The 15,896-nt window shown below is 33.0% G+C and carries 14 protein-coding genes; 5 read left to right on the forward strand and 9 right to left on the reverse strand.

The window, feature by feature from the left end:
* Nucleotides 1–10 precede the first annotated feature (10 nt).
* The 5 genes from secA to fakB1 form a co-directional block, all read right to left on the reverse strand.
* Nucleotides 11–2,542 (reverse strand): preprotein translocase subunit SecA, encoded by a 2,532-nt coding sequence (gene secA / locus LG295_RS10770; protein WP_107531776.1) that lies wholly within the window; start codon nucleotides 2,540–2,542, stop codon nucleotides 11–13.
* 285 nt (nucleotides 2,543–2,827) lie between these two features.
* Nucleotides 2,828–3,394 (reverse strand): ribosome hibernation-promoting factor, HPF/YfiA family, encoded by a 567-nt coding sequence (gene hpf / locus LG295_RS10775; protein ID WP_107531775.1) that lies wholly within the window; start codon nucleotides 3,392–3,394, stop codon nucleotides 2,828–2,830.
* A gap of 66 nt (nucleotides 3,395–3,460) precedes the next feature.
* Nucleotides 3,461–4,132, reverse strand: coding sequence for a ComF family protein (locus LG295_RS10780; RefSeq protein ID WP_318833072.1), 672 nt, complete (start codon nucleotides 4,130–4,132; stop codon nucleotides 3,461–3,463).
* Nucleotides 4,125–5,207 (reverse strand): DEAD/DEAH box helicase family protein, encoded by a 1,083-nt coding sequence (locus tag LG295_RS10785; RefSeq protein ID WP_318833073.1) that lies wholly within the window; start codon nucleotides 5,205–5,207, stop codon nucleotides 4,125–4,127. The genes LG295_RS10780 and LG295_RS10785 overlap by 8 nt, the downstream gene beginning before the upstream one ends.
* 271 nt (nucleotides 5,208–5,478) lie before the next feature.
* Nucleotides 5,479–6,342, reverse strand: a complete 864-nt coding sequence (gene fakB1, locus LG295_RS10790; protein WP_107531772.1) for a fatty acid kinase binding subunit FakB1 — start codon at nucleotides 6,340–6,342, stop codon at nucleotides 5,479–5,481.
* Nucleotides 6,343–6,507: 165 nt separating this feature from the next.
* Here fakB1 and LG295_RS10795 point away from each other — a divergent pair, with 165 nt between their 5' ends.
* A complete protein-coding gene (locus tag LG295_RS10795) occupies nucleotides 6,508–7,149 on the forward strand; it encodes a YigZ family protein (RefSeq protein WP_318833074.1) in 642 nt (213 codons plus the stop codon).
* Between the two features lie 120 nt (nucleotides 7,150–7,269).
* On the opposite strand, the gene LG295_RS10800 is transcribed toward LG295_RS10795, so the two are convergent.
* Nucleotides 7,270–8,331 (reverse strand): glycosyltransferase family 4 protein, encoded by a 1,062-nt coding sequence (locus LG295_RS10800; protein ID WP_029377678.1) that lies wholly within the window; start codon nucleotides 8,329–8,331, stop codon nucleotides 7,270–7,272.
* A 398-nt stretch (nucleotides 8,332–8,729) separates the two neighbouring features.
* Here LG295_RS10800 and LG295_RS10805 point away from each other — a divergent pair, with 398 nt between their 5' ends.
* The 4 genes from LG295_RS10805 to pepT all read left to right on the forward strand — a co-directional run bounded on the left by LG295_RS10805 (nucleotide 8,730) and on the right by pepT (nucleotide 12,858).
* Nucleotides 8,730–9,800, forward strand: coding sequence for a diguanylate cyclase (locus LG295_RS10805; RefSeq protein ID WP_029377679.1), 1,071 nt, complete (start codon nucleotides 8,730–8,732; stop codon nucleotides 9,798–9,800).
* Nucleotides 9,801–10,333: 533 nt separating this feature from the next.
* Complete coding sequence (locus tag LG295_RS10810; protein ID WP_107557876.1) at nucleotides 10,334–11,095, forward strand: threonine/serine exporter family protein; 762 nt, start codon at nucleotides 10,334–10,336, stop codon at nucleotides 11,093–11,095.
* Between the two features lie 17 nt (nucleotides 11,096–11,112).
* A complete protein-coding gene (locus tag LG295_RS10815; protein ID WP_017722511.1) occupies nucleotides 11,113–11,613 on the forward strand; it encodes a threonine/serine exporter family protein in 501 nt (166 codons plus the stop codon).
* Nucleotides 11,614–11,625: 12 nt separating this feature from the next.
* The gene (gene pepT, locus LG295_RS10820; protein ID WP_318833075.1) at nucleotides 11,626–12,858 is read left to right on the forward strand and encodes a peptidase T; all 1,233 of its coding nucleotides are present in this window, start codon (nucleotides 11,626–11,628) and stop codon (nucleotides 12,856–12,858) included.
* A 194-nt stretch (nucleotides 12,859–13,052) separates the two neighbouring features.
* On the opposite strand, the gene LG295_RS10825 is transcribed toward pepT, so the two are convergent.
* From LG295_RS10825 to LG295_RS10835, 3 genes are all read right to left on the reverse strand, one after another.
* The gene (locus LG295_RS10825; protein WP_107531844.1) at nucleotides 13,053–14,177 is read right to left on the reverse strand and encodes a glycerate kinase; all 1,125 of its coding nucleotides are present in this window, start codon (nucleotides 14,175–14,177) and stop codon (nucleotides 13,053–13,055) included.
* A gap of 277 nt (nucleotides 14,178–14,454) precedes the next feature.
* Nucleotides 14,455–14,775, reverse strand: coding sequence for a bacillithiol system redox-active protein YtxJ (gene ytxJ, locus LG295_RS10830; protein WP_107531843.1), 321 nt, complete (start codon nucleotides 14,773–14,775; stop codon nucleotides 14,455–14,457).
* Between the two features lie 154 nt (nucleotides 14,776–14,929).
* Nucleotides 14,930–15,823, reverse strand: a complete 894-nt coding sequence (locus tag LG295_RS10835; protein WP_107557878.1) for an EMYY motif lipoprotein — start codon at nucleotides 15,821–15,823, stop codon at nucleotides 14,930–14,932.
* Nucleotides 15,824–15,896: the final 73 nt, after the last annotated feature.

Consider the following 15,896-nt stretch of genomic DNA (forward strand, 5'->3'; position numbering starts at 1 on the left):
GTCACATGTGTTACGCACCGTGACAGTTTTTATATTTCTTACCGCTACCACAAGGGCAAGGGTCATTTCTACCAATATGTTCATCTTTAACATATGGTGATGATTTAACTTTTTCTTTACCATCTTCTGCAGAAACGTGCTCAGCTTTACCAAAGTCAGTAGCTTTGTCTCTTTCTACATCATCTTCGACTGAAACAACGGATTTAAGAATATATTTACTTACGTCTTCTTCAATATTTTCCATCATTGCATCAAATAATTGATGACCTTCATTTTGATAATCACGTAACGGATTTTGTTGACCATAAGAGCGTAAATGTATACCTTGTCTAAGTTGATCCATTGTATCGATATGGTCAGTCCAATGTGTATCAATAGAGCGAAGTAGTATCATACGTTCAAATTCGTCAAATTGCGTACCAATCTTTTCTTTTTGGTCTTTCAGCGCTACTTCAACCTTATTCCAAACGATTTCAACAATGTCTTCTTTATCTTTCCCTTTAATGTCTTCAACTGTTAAGTCGCCTTCATTTAAAAATACATCGTCGACATAATTAATGAATGGTTCATAATCAGGTTCGTCTACTTCTTCATTTACGTAATAGTGAACACTTCTTTCTAATGTTGAATGAAGCATTTGATCGACTAAATCACCACTTGTATCACTATCAATAATATTATTACGTTCATTATAAATAATTTCACGTTGCTTACGTAATACATCATCATATTCAAGAACACGTTTACGCGCATCGAAGTTATTACCCTCAACACGTTTTTGTGCAGATTCTACTGCACGTGAAACCATTTTAGACTCAATTGGTGTAGAGTCATCCATACCTAAACGATTCATCATATTTTGCAAACGCTCTGAACCGAAACGTACCATCAATTCATCTTGAAGCGATAAGTAGAAGCGGCTATCACCTTTGTCACCTTGACGACCAGAACGACCACGTAATTGGTCATCGATACGACGAGATTCGTGTCTTTCCGTACCAATAACTGCGAGTCCGCCTATTTCTTCAACGCCTTCGCCCAGTTTAATATCTGTACCACGACCCGCCATATTCGTAGCAATCGTAACAGCGCCACGTTGACCGGCATTGGCAACAATATCTGCCTCACGTTCGTGGTTTTTAGCATTTAATACGTCATGACGTACGCCATTTTTCTTCAACAAGTTAGAAATATATTCACTGGTTTCCACTGCAACAGTACCTAAAAGTACCGGCTGACCTTGCTTATGCTTTTCAATGACATCTGCAACTACTGCATCGAATTTACCTTTTTGGCTAATGTATATTAAATCAGGTTTATCTATACGTTGTATCGGTTTATTCGTAGGAATTTGAGTTACAGTCATGTTGTATATATTTCTAAACTCTTCTTCTTCCGTTTTTGCTGTACCCGTCATACCTGATAATTTATTATACATTCTGAAATAGTTTTGGAATGTAATAGATGCCATTGTCTTAGATTCATTTTGAATTTTAACGCCTTCTTTGGCTTCTATCGCTTGATGTAGCCCTTCAGAGAATCGACGCCCCGGCATTGTACGACCTGTAAATTGATCGACGATAAGCACTTCACCGTCATTGACCATGTAGTCTACATCTCGTTGTAATGTTACATGAGCGCGTAACGCCGTATTAATGTGGCTAATAATATCAACGTTTTTCACATCATATAGGTTATCGATTTTAAACATACGTTCTGCTTTATCAATACCTTGTTCTGTTAATTGAACTGCTTTTGTTTTCTCATCGAAATTATAGTCATCTTCATTTTTTAGCATTTTGGCGAAAACATTTGCTTGTGTGTAAAGGGAAGTAGATTTCTCTGCTTCACCCGAAATTATTAATGGTGTACGTGCTTCATCTATTAAAATAGAGTCAACCTCATCAATAATTGCAAAGTTTAATGGTCTCATAACTCGCTCTTCTGCGTAGTTCACCATGTTATCACGCAAGTAGTCAAAACCTAGCTCATTATTTGTACTATACGTAATATCACATGCATAGGCTTCTCTCTTTTCATTTGTTGTTTTACTATTTAAATTTAAACCAACAGATAGACCAAGAAACTCATATAACTCAGCCATTTCCTGACTTTGAACACTAGATAAGTATTCATTGACCGTAATAACGTGCACACCGCGACCAGTTAAAGCATTTAGATAAACTGGCATCGTTGCTGTTAATGTTTTACCTTCACCAGTTCTCATTTCTGAAATATCGCCACCATGAATTGCGATACCACCCATAACTTGTACTTTGTATGGACTCATATTAAATACACGTTTTGCACCTTCTCGTACGATTGCAAAAGCTTCTGGTAAAATATCATCTAATATTTTATTTTGTTTTTTTATATCTTCTTCAGCTTGTAATTGTTCTTGAAATGCTTTTGTTTTTCCTTTAATTTCTTCATCAGTTAATATCGACATATCCTCTTCTAATGCAAGGACTTTGTCGGCTAATTTACCAAGGCGTTTTATTTCTTTTTTATTGCCATCTGCAATTTTTGATAAAAAACCCATTTTGTTCGCTCCTTTAGCTTAATAACTCTTAGCTTACAACAACTTATATTATCATTAATAAGCTTAAATTTACACTTATTGACTTCAATATATTTATTAATGCTGACATCAAACATAAACTTTAGTTATTTTTAATTCGTCTTTGAAACCTTGTTCACTAAAAATATACACAAATACATGTATAACTTTCAAATTATTTTATAGTAACATAGCAAAAAATGAGCGTCCACGATTTAACATAATCATGAACGCTACTGTTAATTAATATGAGACTAAATTAAAATGTTATTCAGTTGTTTCAATTAGCCCATATTTGCCATCTTTTCTTTTATAAACAATGCTTGTTCCATCTGTTTCTCGATCTGTAAAGATGAAGAAATCATGTCCTAATAAATCCATTTGCAATACTGCTTCTTCTGAATCCATTGGTTTCAAACTGAAATTTTTAGCACGAATGATTTCGATTTCATTTTCAGCATCGTCATTTTGAATTTCTACTGCTTCATTTTCTTCTGGTAGTGATGCAAATGCTTCTTGCTCACCACGATTTCTATTTCTACGATTTACACGTGTTTTGTATTTTCTAACTTGTCTTTCAAGTTTGCTATTGATTAGATCAATGCCTGCATACAAATCATCGTTACGTTCTTCAGCTCGTAATGTAACATTTTTCAATGGAATAGTTACTTCTATTTTAGTAGCTGAGTTTTGGTACGTTTTTACTTTAACGTGTGCAGTTGCATTTGGCACATCGTTAAAATAACGTTCAAGTTTACCAATTTTCTCCTCAATATAGTTGCGAATCGCATCAGTAATAGTGAGGTTATCCCCGTGAATTTCAAATCTGATCATAATAATCGACTCCTTTAAAACCTCTATATTGGTAATATTGCTTACTTTTATAATACCACTTTTATGTTATCGTGCAAACGTAAACACATCGAATTTTCTGATTTTTCTAATAAGTAGTATTGCTAACGCATTGTGAACCGTTAATCCTGTAGTATATATATCATCTACAAGTAATATATTTTTGTTTTCCAAGTCTATATTTTGCACAATTTCAAACGGGTTCGTTAGCTCAAAACGGTGTAATTTACCTAATGGTGCTTGTTTCGGTCTCACTTTTGCTATCAATAAAGATTTATATGATATATTCATCTGGTCTAAGACGTACGTCACAGGGTTAAATGTTCGTGCTTGATCTTTTTCTCTCGATGAGGGTATAGGTACGATATAATCGTATTGGTTTTTAGGCAGTTGCATTTGTGCTGCTAACACTTCAGCAAGCGCCACATCTTTCATAAATTTATATTGATGTAATAGCTGTTTTACAATACCTTGGTATTGGTAATTACAATAAAGTTGATGCATTAATTTGAATTTCGTCATCAAAAACTTACAGTCTAAGCATGCTGTTTCAGTTATTGCTAACAGTTTCAAACATCGTGGGCACCGATTTTCTGGTGAGAGCTTTGCCTTTTGCCATTGTTCTAAACAGCGATCACAGAATTTTGACGCTTTTTTATAAAATGTCTTAGCATTCAATGGTTCAATATATGTTGCTTGGCACTGTATACATTTAGTCATCTATCCACCCTTTTTCACGAGCCAATTGATTCATACGTTTAATATTTTTACGTGCCTGTAACATTTTAAATGTGATGCCTTCATGTAAAAACAAAACAAGCCCACTCGGATCCTCTCTCTTGCGTCCAACTCTTCCTGCTATTTGAATTAATGCATTGGTTGAAAAGTTATGACTATTACAGACTATCACGTCTAAATTAGTCATTGTAAAACCACGTTCTAAGATGGTTGTTGTAAAAACAATTTGATACTTTCCATTTCTTAAGTCCTTTACTTTTTCAAAGCGATAAACATCATCGCTGTGAACATAAGTTATTGTTGTGAAGCGTGTTTTGTATTGGTTATAAGCTTCTTTCATTAATTGAATATTATTAAAAAACACGAGTGTAAAGCGTTGGTTACTAATTTGCTTTTTTAAAATATTTAATAGTTTTCTTTGTATTTTGTGGGGTTTTAAGTTGAAGTATTTAAAATGAGGTATCGGAAGTGAGTGTCTATGAAAACGTGCAGGTAAGACAATCACATCGATATCATTCAAACGTTGGCCTAATTTCTTTGATGGCGTAGCAGTCATATAAATGTGGGAACAATGTTTATTTGAAGCGTGTTTAACCGCTTCAAATAAAGAAGGGTCTATGTCTAAAGGAAAAGCATCTACTTCATCAACAATAATTAAATTAAAATGCCTTTTGAAGCGATACAACTGATGTATTGTTGCTACGATGAAATGCCCATTGTATTTTTGTCCATGTCCTTGGTATAAGACATCAATAGCTTCTTGCTGAAAGGCTTCTGCGATCCTCATGCTCACTTCTATAACTACATCCACTCTAGGAGAAACAATAGCAACATTATACCCTTGGCTACGTGCGTATTGGATAGCTTCAAATATCATCTCTGTCTTTCCCGCACCTGTCACGGCATATAATATCTTTGAGCGAAACGCTTTTATAGCTGCTAAAATTTCATTTGATGCATAACTTTGTTGTTCCGAAAGGTCAAATTGCAATTGAAAGGTGCCCGGCGAAACGTAATTTTGTGATGCTGTGATGAAAACAGAATGAATATTGTCCATTCTTCCCAAATTAATGCAATTTCTACAATAAACAATATACTTATTTAAAACTTCTGAATAGTATTTATAGTAATGGCTTGGTTGATTAGTGTGACATTGTATACAATACCACTTATTCTTTTTTAAAATTACACCTTTTGATATATGACTTATCGTTTCATTTGTTAAAAGTGATTTATCTAAAATTAATCTACCATAGTATTTTATCGCTCTTTACCTCCAAATAAAGACATGTGGCAACAAAGCCAAACATGTCTTTAGTTTAAAAATATTAATTTGTACGAATCGTACGCCCTACATAACCCAATCCAATTCCACCTGAGCCAAGATGAGCTGCGATTACAGGTCCAAAACTTGAGCGATAGAGTGGATATTGCGCATATTTTTCTTCTAACTCATGTTGAATCCAATCTGAGTCCTCCGCAATGTCACCCTCAATAACAAATAATGTTACTTCTTCAAAATCTTTTACTTCCGCAATAACTTTATCAATCATTTTACGCAATGCGCGTTTTTTTGTTCTTACTTTTTCGTCAGGTACTATTTTACCATCTTCAAATTTCAATACTGGCTTCATTTTAAGCATTGTACCAATCCATGCTTGTGCACCTGTGATTCGTCCACTTTTTTGTAGATTTTTTAAGTCATCTACCATTAATACCGCACCAGTATCTTCTCGCATCGCATATAGCTCATCAAGGATTGCTTGTGGTTCATAGTCTTGTTCAATCATTTCAATGGCCTTGAGTACATATGCACCTTCAACCATTGCAGCTAGTTGTGAATCAAATGTGTGAACATTGATGTCTTCTACCATTTCTCCAGCTTGAGTAGCTGTTTGATAACAACCACTAATACCTCCAGATAAGAATACACAAATAACATCTGTATAGCCTTCTTCACGAAGTTGTTCAAAATTCTCCAAAAAATCTCCAATCGCAGGTTGGCTAGTTGTTGGAATAGTATCCGATGTTTTCATACGTTTATAAAATTCATCCGTTGATATTGTTGCATTCTCAACAAAATTTTCCCCAGAATCAAAAGTGACACTTAATGGCGCTACTTTTATATTATATTTTTGAATTAATGTTTGAGATAGATAACTCGTTGAATCTGTCAAGACAGCGATTTTCATCATAATCCTCCTCAATTATACTCACAACTATAATACCTTACTTTTGCTTAAAAGAAAATTCATTTTAACATTTAATCTATAATTCAATACAGTGTATAATATTAGTTAATAACTAATTCACTGAAAAATAACTAAACGTATAATACATACACGAGGTGACTATAAATGGATGACACAATTAAAACAATTAAACAAGAACATACGATTGAAAATATAATCAGTAAGTCGCGTTTTATAGCGCATATTAAACCTGTTGAATCAGAAGATGAAGCAAAAGATTTTATTGCGGCTGTCAAAGCAAAACATAAAGAAGCTACCCATAACTGTTCGGCATACACAATTGGTGATCAAATGAATATTCAAAAAGCAAACGATGACGGTGAACCAAGTGGTACAGCCGGCGTGCCAATGTTAGAAATTCTTAAAAAGCTTGAAATCCATAATGCATGTGTGGTGGTTACACGTTACTTCGGAGGAATTAAACTGGGCGGCGGTGGTTTAATCCGTGCCTATAGTGGCGCTGTGAGAGATGTCATATTTGATATCGGACGTGTTGCTTTACGCCCTGCTATACCTACTACTGTAACTATAGGTTATGATTTAACTGGTAAATTTGAATACGAGTTAGAAAGCATGCCTTTCTTATTGCGAGAGCAAAACTACACAGACAAAGTAAGTTATAGCATTGATGTTGTAGCTTCCGATTACGATACCTTTCTAACATTTTTAAATCGCACGACCTCAGGTAATTATAATTTAATTGAGGGGGAAACAGTTCGTCTGCCTTTCGATATCCCTACAAATTAACGCTTTGTGGTGTTAAATTAACTTCCCTTTAATATTTTGCCTTACATTTTAATCATAAAAAAAGACACCTCCTATAATATGGAGGCGCCTTTCTATGACTATGAGCAATATTTTATAATATTATTTGTGATAATCGTCATGCTGTTCTTTATTTTCAATTAATTTTAATAATGGTCGATAATCATCATCAATCAATCCTGTAAACTCAACGATAAGTTCAATTGTGATTAAAATCAAAATAAACATCATGAGTACGCCCCACGGTTGAGATAGATATAATATTATACTAGCAAGACTAAATAGTATTGCTATAGAATATATCAATAGTACAGTTTGACGATGTGAATAGCCAAGTTCTAAAAATTTATGATGGAGATGTGATTTATCAGCTTGCATAATATGCTGACCTTTTTTCACACGACGAATCATAGCGAAGAGTGTATCAATAAATGGTACAGCTAAAATTACAATCGGGAAGAATAAAGATACAAAGGTAATATTTTTAAACCCGAGCAATGATAAGAAACCTACGATAAAACCGACAAGCAAAGCACCACTATCGCCTAAAAAGATTTTTGCTGGATGGAAATTAAAGAATAAGAATCCTAGAAGCGCCCCAATCAAAACACTACAAATCATCATAATAAATATATTTGCTTGTAAGATTGCGATAAAACCTATCGTCATTAATGCAATCATCGAAACACCAGATGCTAAGCCGTCTAGTCCATCAATTAAATTAATTGCATTAGTAATTGCCACAATCCAAATAACTGTAATTGGTATACCTAAAATACCAAAATGAATCGTTGGTCCAATAGGTAAAGAAATAAAATCAATAGTCACACCATAATAAACAACAACAAGTGCTGCAATTACTTGACCTAATAATTTAATGATTGGTTTCAAATCATAAATATCATCTATGAGTCCAACCAAGTAGATTAACACTGACCCAATAACCAGAGGTTTAACTTCCGTTTCTATAGGATGTCCAAGCCATATCCCTACTAAGAATGATATGAGTATTACAGTTCCACCAAGTACGGATATAGGTTTAGTATGTACCTTTCTAAAATTCGGTTGATCTACAATCCCTAATTTATGTGAAACCTTTATAACTATTGGTGTAAGTATCAAACTGACAATCATTGAAAAAATGATTAATAATAATGTATACATCAGTTCACCTTCATTAATATAATTCTGTTTTATTTTTAATTTCAAAATCCTAAGTTGAAAATAATTATTTAAATTAATTGTAAGCTAATCATCATCTAATTAACGAATCATGCAAATTTGAAAATTCATTGCAGGCGTTATATAGTCTGATGTGCTACATAATTCTATAATACCCTATACGCTTTTACTTATACAACTTGAAATGCGATAATTGATAAGTCACAGGATTATTTCTTAAATATTTAAATTTCAGAGTGAATCATTGTATATTCACTCAAAAAATTATTTTAACACGAATATTAAGTGAATGTTATAAATTTCTATTTTCATTAAGATGACAAATTGTAAGTTTTCACTTACAATAACAAAGTGCTAAACAAAGAGGAGTGTAAAGTTAAATGTTTGAAGCTATTATTTACAATATTTCTGTTACAGTAGCAGGTATCTATTTATTTCACCGCTTACAGTATTCAGAGAATAAAAACATGGTGTTTTCTAAAGAATATGTTACAGTTTTAATGACCATAGTAGCACTTTTACTATCTGCTTATCCCGTGCCACTATTTAACCAATACACACTTTACTTAACCTTTATACCTATACTCTTCCTAGGTAGGTATACGAACATGTTTTACACTGTGCTTTCAGCATTAATCGTAGGGTTAGTAAATGTTCTAATTGGTGATTACACTATCATTGCGGCTATGATACTCATCGTTATCGCTGTGATTGTTGGTGCTGTTGGCCCATTTTTAAAACAAAATGACATTATTTCACTACAAATTCTTAACGCGATTACACTTGTTATTTTCTTTATTTTATCACTCATAAGCCCATATTACGAAATTACAGAGGTATTGTTCCTAATACCTATATCATTTATATTAATGATTACTTCGTCAATAACATTTGTCGATATTTGGTATTTTTTCTCTTTAGTAAATCGTTATGAAAATGAAGATAAATTTGATTATTTAACAGGTTTAGGTAACGTTAAAGAATTCGATAGACACCTTAATGAAACGACAAGCATTGCTGAAAAAAACAACCAAAGTATCGGGCTGTTACTCATCGATATCGATGGATTTAAAGATGTAAACGATAAATTTTCACATCAATCTGGTGATGCAGTACTAAGGCAAGTTGCACAACTGCTCAAAAACTATGTCCCACAAGAATTTAGTATTTATCGTAATGGCGGCGAGGAATTCTCTATCGTTTTATACGATTACACGTTAGACCAATGTGTTAAATTAAGTGAGAGTATACGTGGTGGTGTAGAACAATCAACTTTCCATCTACCTAATAAAGAGGTTATTAAATTATCTGTTTCAATAGGTGTTGGTTATTTAACTGCCGATGACTACAAGTCACAACGTAAAGTATTTAAAATTGCAGATGATATGTTGCATATGGCTAAAAATGAAGGCCGGAATCAAGTGATGTTTAATCCTATTGTTAAACTTTAAAACCTTTAAAATAAATTCATTTTTAATTGTGACTATATAAGTTCAGTTCATATAACTTACGTTAAACATAACTCATTAGATGTTCCAGCTTAAACTACTTCCCTAGTACCTCACGACATGACTTATATCAATATAAAGACAAACACTCAGCAGAGAGTGTTTGTCTTTTTTTGATATAGCTTTATTCCTATCAAATCTTATTACTACTTTAAATGAACCATAACTCAAATTTAAACAACTATTATGAGTCAAACTGTCAATTACTTCATTTACAATTACCTTTATATTTTCATATTTAACATTCATCAAATTGTTATGACAAACAGTATTAATATCATACGGTAATTTCTAACTTTAAAATCTTTAACTAAAACTTTCATTTCTATAAACTGTTATAGTTATACAATTGAGTTTGTTACAATATATAATGGAATATTAAAAAATGATGACGGCGTATGAATTGCTATTGAAAGTTTCAATTGTACACTGTAAACTTTCAATTGTTCTAAAAAATTTTCAGGAGGTGCAAAGCTATGTCAGATTCAATTACGATTATTGATGAAGATAAAGTCATTGATGTCGTGCTTATTGCAGGAAGAATTTTACTTGAAAGTGGCGCTGAAACATACCGCGTTGAAGACACGATGACACGTATAGCTGCAAGTTTTGGTTTAGATGATACATATAGCTTTGTGACATCTACTGCAATCATTTTTTCACTAAATAACCGTACTAATACACGGCTTATCAGAATTCGCGAACGTACCACAGACTTAGAAAAAATAGCTTTGACTAATAGTCTCTCACGAAAAATTTCTAATAATGAACTGAATATAGATCAAGCAAAATCTGAACTGGTACATTTGCACCACGCCTCTTTACAATATTCATCCATAACTAATTTCTTGGCAGCACCGATTGCATGTGGTTTTTTCCTATTTATGTTTGGTGGAATCATCCAAGACTTTATTTTCGCTATCCTTGCTGGCGCAGGTGCCTTTTTAACCTTTAATTATGTGCAACGTTACATACAGATTAAATTCTTTTCTGAGTTTATTAGTGCAGCAGTGGTGATTATGATAGCCTCTGCTTTCACAAAAATAGGTTGGGCACATAATCAAGATATCATAACCATTGCTGGCGTTATGCCTCTGGTACCTGGTATTTTAATTACTAACGCCATACGTGATTTGATGGCAGGCGAATTACTTGCTGGTATGTCACGTGGTGTTGAAGCGGCATTAACTTCATTCGCCATTGGAGCTGGCGTTGCCATAGTATTATTAATATTTTAAAAAGGAGTGCTAACATCATGGCCATTGTCTATTATTTTTCACAATTTATAATTAGCTTTCTTGCAACAATGCTATTTTCAATTCTGTTCAATGCACCAAGACGCCTCCTTTTAGCCTGTGGTTTTGTAGGCGCAATGGGTTGGATTATCTATAAGTTGACATTTGATGCTGACTTAGGTAAAGTCTTAGCTTCTTTTTTAGGTAGTTTTATCTTAGCTTTAATGAGTCATGTTATGAGTAGACGTTACAAACGACCTGTAATTATCTTCATTGTACCTGGTATTATTCCACTTGTACCAGGTGGCTTAGCATATGAAGCTACACGATTCTTGGTAAGTAATGAATACACACACGCCGTTAATACATTTTTAGAAGTAACTCTAATTTCAGGGGCAATTGCTTTTGGTATTTTATGTGCAGAGATTATTTATTATATCTATACACGGATAAAACAACATTATGGTAAAATGAATGGCAAAACTTATAAAAAATCTTACAATATGAACAATAGAGCTTAAAGGGGTGTTTTTATGAAACAAGACATAATTGAAAGACTGACAAGATACGTAACTATTGACACACAATCCGATCCAGAATCTAATACAACACCATCTACAGAGAAACAGTGGGATTTATTAAACTTATTAAATGATGAATTGACTGACTTTGGGTTAGAGACAGATATTGATGAACAAGGCTACTTATTTGCCACTTTAGAAAGCAATGTAGATGCTGATATACCGACTGTTGGTTTTTTAGCACATGTCGATACATCGCCAGACTTTAACGCTACGAATGTCAATCCACAAATTATTGAAGCTTATGATGGTAAACCAATTCAACTTGGGGATACGAACCGCGTTTTAAGCCAAGATGTTTTTCCAAATATGAAAAATGTCGAAGGTCATATACTTATGGTTACAGATGGAACGTCATTATTAGGCGCTGATGATAAAGCTGGTGTAGTTGAGATTATGGAAGCTTTAAAATACTTAACTTCACATCCTGAAATTAAACATGGACGTATCCGTGTAGCATTTACCCCAGATGAAGAAATCGGTAGAGGACCTCATGAATTTGATGTCGAACGCTTTAACGCTGACTTTGCCTACACAATGGATGGTAGTGAATATGGTGAATTACAATATGAAAGCTTTAATGCTGCTGAAGCAATCGTAACTTGTCATGGTGTCAATGTGCATCCAGGTTCAGCTAAAGATGCCATGATTAATGCTGTATTATTAGGCCAGCAATTTAATTCTTTACTTCCACCAAACGAAGTCCCTGAAAGAACTGAAGGTTATGAAGGTTTTTATCATTTGATGAAGATGAATGGCGACGTTGAAAAAACAACACTTCATTATATTATTCGTGATCACGACAGTAATCAATTTGACTTACGTAAGAAACGTTTAGTCGAAATTAAAAATGATATCAATACGCATTTTGAAGACGATCCTATTGAAATTGAAATCAATGATCAATATTATAATATGGGTGAAAAAATTTCGGCAAATCCACATGTTATTGATATACCAAAACGTGTTTTTACTAAATTAGACATCCCAGCCAATACCGCGCCAATTCGTGGAGGTACAGATGGTTCACAACTATCTTATATGGGATTACCTACACCAAATATCTTTACTGGCTGTGATAATTTCCATGGTCCTTTCGAATATGCATCTATTGATGTAATGGAGAAAGCGATTGAAGTTATTATCGGTATTGCAGAAGAAGTCGTACAAACATATCAAAAATAATTATATTTATATTAAAATAGGTTCCAAGACATATAAAGATGTCTCGGAACCTTAATTTTTATCATGCTTAACATCATATTTTTCACTAAAATGATAACGTCATAACGAATGTAGTTACCAAAAATGATTTAATCGTTTCAGTAGCTTAAGATACATTCTAAAAAGAAATTAGCTATGCATTTTAATCACTTAATCTATTTGTTGATATCAAATTGCGTTTTCAATAACTTAATTGCTTGAACAGTATAATGTCTAATTTGAATGCCCATTTTAAAATCCGTAAAACTTTCTGGCATTTCTATAAATGTATTAAACATTGCTGTAACACCTATAGATTCAAATAAGTCAAACTTATCATCAGTGGCACAAATGGCTATTGATGGTTTATTATATTTTGTAGCTAATTCTGCTAGACGTACCGTTGTTGTTTCAAGTATTTGATCTGCTTCATTGATACCTTCACCAAAAATGATTAAATCTGCTTGCTCAATTAATGCATCTAAATGTGTTATTTGGTCTACGAGTTCATGACTAGTCATGATTTCTGCATTATAGAGCGCATTTAATACTGCAGCGATGCCACCGCCTGCGCCCCCTCTTTGTACTGGGCCAAGCACAAGTCTTAGTTCACTTTTAAACATTTCACTTAAATACCAAATTAAGTTATCAATTTCGGCAGCATTTTCACGTGTTACCCCATAAGTTTCATACGTTTGCATTATTTCACTATTCTTACCGTAAATTTTACTATCAAAATCTGACATTAATTGAAAACGTACATTATTTAAGTTGGGATGTAACCCAGAAATATCGATTTTGCGGATATATTTTAACTTATTACTACCTTGACGCAAATCAATTTCTTGTGCTTCATCATCGTAAAACTTAGCACCCAGTGCTTGTAACATACCTGCACCGCCATCAAAGCTACCAATGCCACCAAGTGAAATAACCATATGCGTTGCATCATTCTCTAGAGCATCTACGATCACTTCTCCCAGACCATAGCTTGTACGTTCATTAATTGGCTTTTGACCTTTCAAAAATAGATTACCCTCAATCACAGTCATACCGCTATCTGTAATGCCATACACTGCTTCTACCTCTTGCATATCAGCATCATGTGTTGTCATTCTATATTTAGTACCTGACTGCCAAAGAAAGACAGAATCCATAAGCTCATGACGACCATTAAATAAAGGTACTTGTACTATGTCTGCTTTTTCAATTTGGCTAGCTACCGCTTCTTCAACATAACGATTCGCTTGATAACTGGAAATAATTCCATTAAATTCATCCATCGCAACTAAAACTTTCATTTTGTCACCTCTAGTATTTTTATTTAAAATTTGTTAATTAATAAAAGTAAAAATTAGGTACATAATCAGTTTTCAATTTTTATACCTCAGTTTATATATGAATGCCATTTGTTTTGTCCATATATGTGTAAACGATAAAATCGTAGTCTACATTTCTTATTCAATTATTTATTATACATGCCAGGCGAAAATTTTTCACATTATAAGAAACGCTTGTTAAACACCTACCTCAATGATAAGCGCTTAACAAGCGTTTAAATCTGTATTTTTTTGTCGTTTATTCTTCTGCGCTTGCTAATGTTGAAACGTTAATGTCACCGTGACTCGCATTCCAAACCGCTTGTCCCTTAACAAAATAAAATGCTTGTGGTGATTCATGTTTCACACTTGTTTTTTCTTCTATATAATCAGATAATTCTCTTTCTTGTTGTACAATTAAATAGTAACCATCCATATCTCTTTCATATAAAAATTTGTTGAATTGGTCAATTGCATTTGCTGAAATTGGGCATGTTTCACTATGTTTCAGTACAAATACATATTTGTTTTCATTAATAATTTGCTCAAACTGGTCAATCGAACTCAGCTTTATAGCCATTCTATTCACCTCTAAAAATATTTAACACACAGTGATCTTTCAAAAAGTGTGAAATTTACACGATATACTCATATCATTGTTTCCAATTATACACAACTCTCTTTTTGTTGTTAACTGTTTATTTAAAATTTTATAACTTTGGTAAAAAACCTTTTTAATTAAAGTCTTCTTTCACATTATTATATTCTTTGTCAAAATCAGCGTCAAACTTCTCTAGGTCTTCACCTTTTTTCGGTAAATCTTTAGTGTTGATTTTATCTAATTGTTCGCTAATATCTATCGTTTCTTTTCGAGTTTCATAATAATTTTGTAAGCTGTAATACATTTCTATAGCATTTTTACGTGCATCATTAACATAATTATTTGTAATTGCTGTTTTATTCAAATCTTTAATCTGTTTATCAATTAAAGGCATAATTTGTGTTTCTATAGACTGTTTTACTTTGGTAGCATCCGTTGAGTCTGCTTCTTTTTCAGCTGTGTTTCTTAACTCTTTATTATTTTGCTCTAATTTGTGTTTAAAATTATTTACATCTGTTGTCGAGCCAGCGTCACTTGCTTTTTGCATATGTGCTTCAACCTGAGATCTATTTTTTTCAAATAACTTAGTATAGTCTAAGATATCTTCATTTGCCTTAACTGCTTGATTGCATAAATCTATGAAGTTTTTCAAGTCATTAATAGCAGCTTTTTTATCTTTCACTGATTTTAAATAGGTTGATTTTAATTCCTTTGTTTCTTCAGAATCTGCAGGTAACTTTTTTGCAGCCGCTTCATAATTGTCGAGTTTAGGGACCAATTTACTATTTACTTTATTTTGCAATTCGTTAAATTCTTTTTTGTTCTTGTCTGTCATATCTGTCTTGCTTAAATCATCTAAACGCTTTAAGTGAATATCATCTATGACTTTTTTCAGTTCATTTTCCTTGGATTTTACGTCATTAAGCGTGCTATCAAAATCTTTAAATTCGGTAGATCCTTCATTGCCACATGCGCTTAGTGTAATTGAAAAACAAAACAATAAAACAATGCAAATTATTTTTTTCATTTCTGCACTCCTTATCATTCAGTATTATACAGAAACTTATTTAACTTGAAAATGATATATGATATATTGTTTC

The organism is Staphylococcus pseudoxylosus, assembly GCF_044794325.1.
Classification (GTDB): Bacteria; Bacillota; Bacilli; order Staphylococcales; family Staphylococcaceae; genus Staphylococcus; species Staphylococcus pseudoxylosus.

Bases quoted from the DNA above. Each gene is read 5' to 3' on its own strand.
- LG295_RS10780 (WP_318833072.1), bottom strand. From the start codon at position 4,132: ATGACTAAATGTATACAGTGCCAAGCAACATATATTGAACCATTGAAT.
- LG295_RS10795 (WP_318833074.1), top strand. From the start codon at position 6,508: ATGGATGACACAATTAAAACAATTAAACAAGAACATACGATTGAAAAT.
- hpf (WP_107531775.1), bottom strand. From the start codon at position 3,394: ATGATCAGATTTGAAATTCACGGGGATAACCTCACTATTACTGATGCG.
- fakB1 (WP_107531772.1), bottom strand. From the start codon at position 6,342: ATGAAAATCGCTGTCTTGACAGATTCAACGAGTTATCTATCTCAAACA.
- LG295_RS10835 (WP_107557878.1), bottom strand. From the start codon at position 15,823: ATGAAAAAAATAATTTGCATTGTTTTATTGTTTTGTTTTTCAATTACA.
- LG295_RS10815 (WP_017722511.1), top strand. From the start codon at position 11,113: ATGGCCATTGTCTATTATTTTTCACAATTTATAATTAGCTTTCTTGCA.
- LG295_RS10800 (WP_029377678.1), bottom strand. From the start codon at position 8,331: ATGTATACATTATTATTAATCATTTTTTCAATGATTGTCAGTTTGATA.
- LG295_RS10785 (WP_318833073.1), bottom strand. From the start codon at position 5,207: ATGGACAATATTCATTCTGTTTTCATCACAGCATCACAAAATTACGTT.
- LG295_RS10810 (WP_107557876.1), top strand. From the start codon at position 10,334: ATGTCAGATTCAATTACGATTATTGATGAAGATAAAGTCATTGATGTC.
- ytxJ (WP_107531843.1), bottom strand. From the start codon at position 14,775: ATGGCTATAAAGCTGAGTTCGATTGACCAGTTTGAGCAAATTATTAAT.
- pepT (WP_318833075.1), top strand. From the start codon at position 11,626: ATGAAACAAGACATAATTGAAAGACTGACAAGATACGTAACTATTGAC.
- secA (WP_107531776.1), bottom strand. From the start codon at position 2,542: ATGGGTTTTTTATCAAAAATTGCAGATGGCAATAAAAAAGAAATAAAA.
- LG295_RS10805 (WP_029377679.1), top strand. From the start codon at position 8,730: ATGTTTGAAGCTATTATTTACAATATTTCTGTTACAGTAGCAGGTATC.
- LG295_RS10825 (WP_107531844.1), bottom strand. From the start codon at position 14,177: ATGAAAGTTTTAGTTGCGATGGATGAATTTAATGGAATTATTTCCAGT.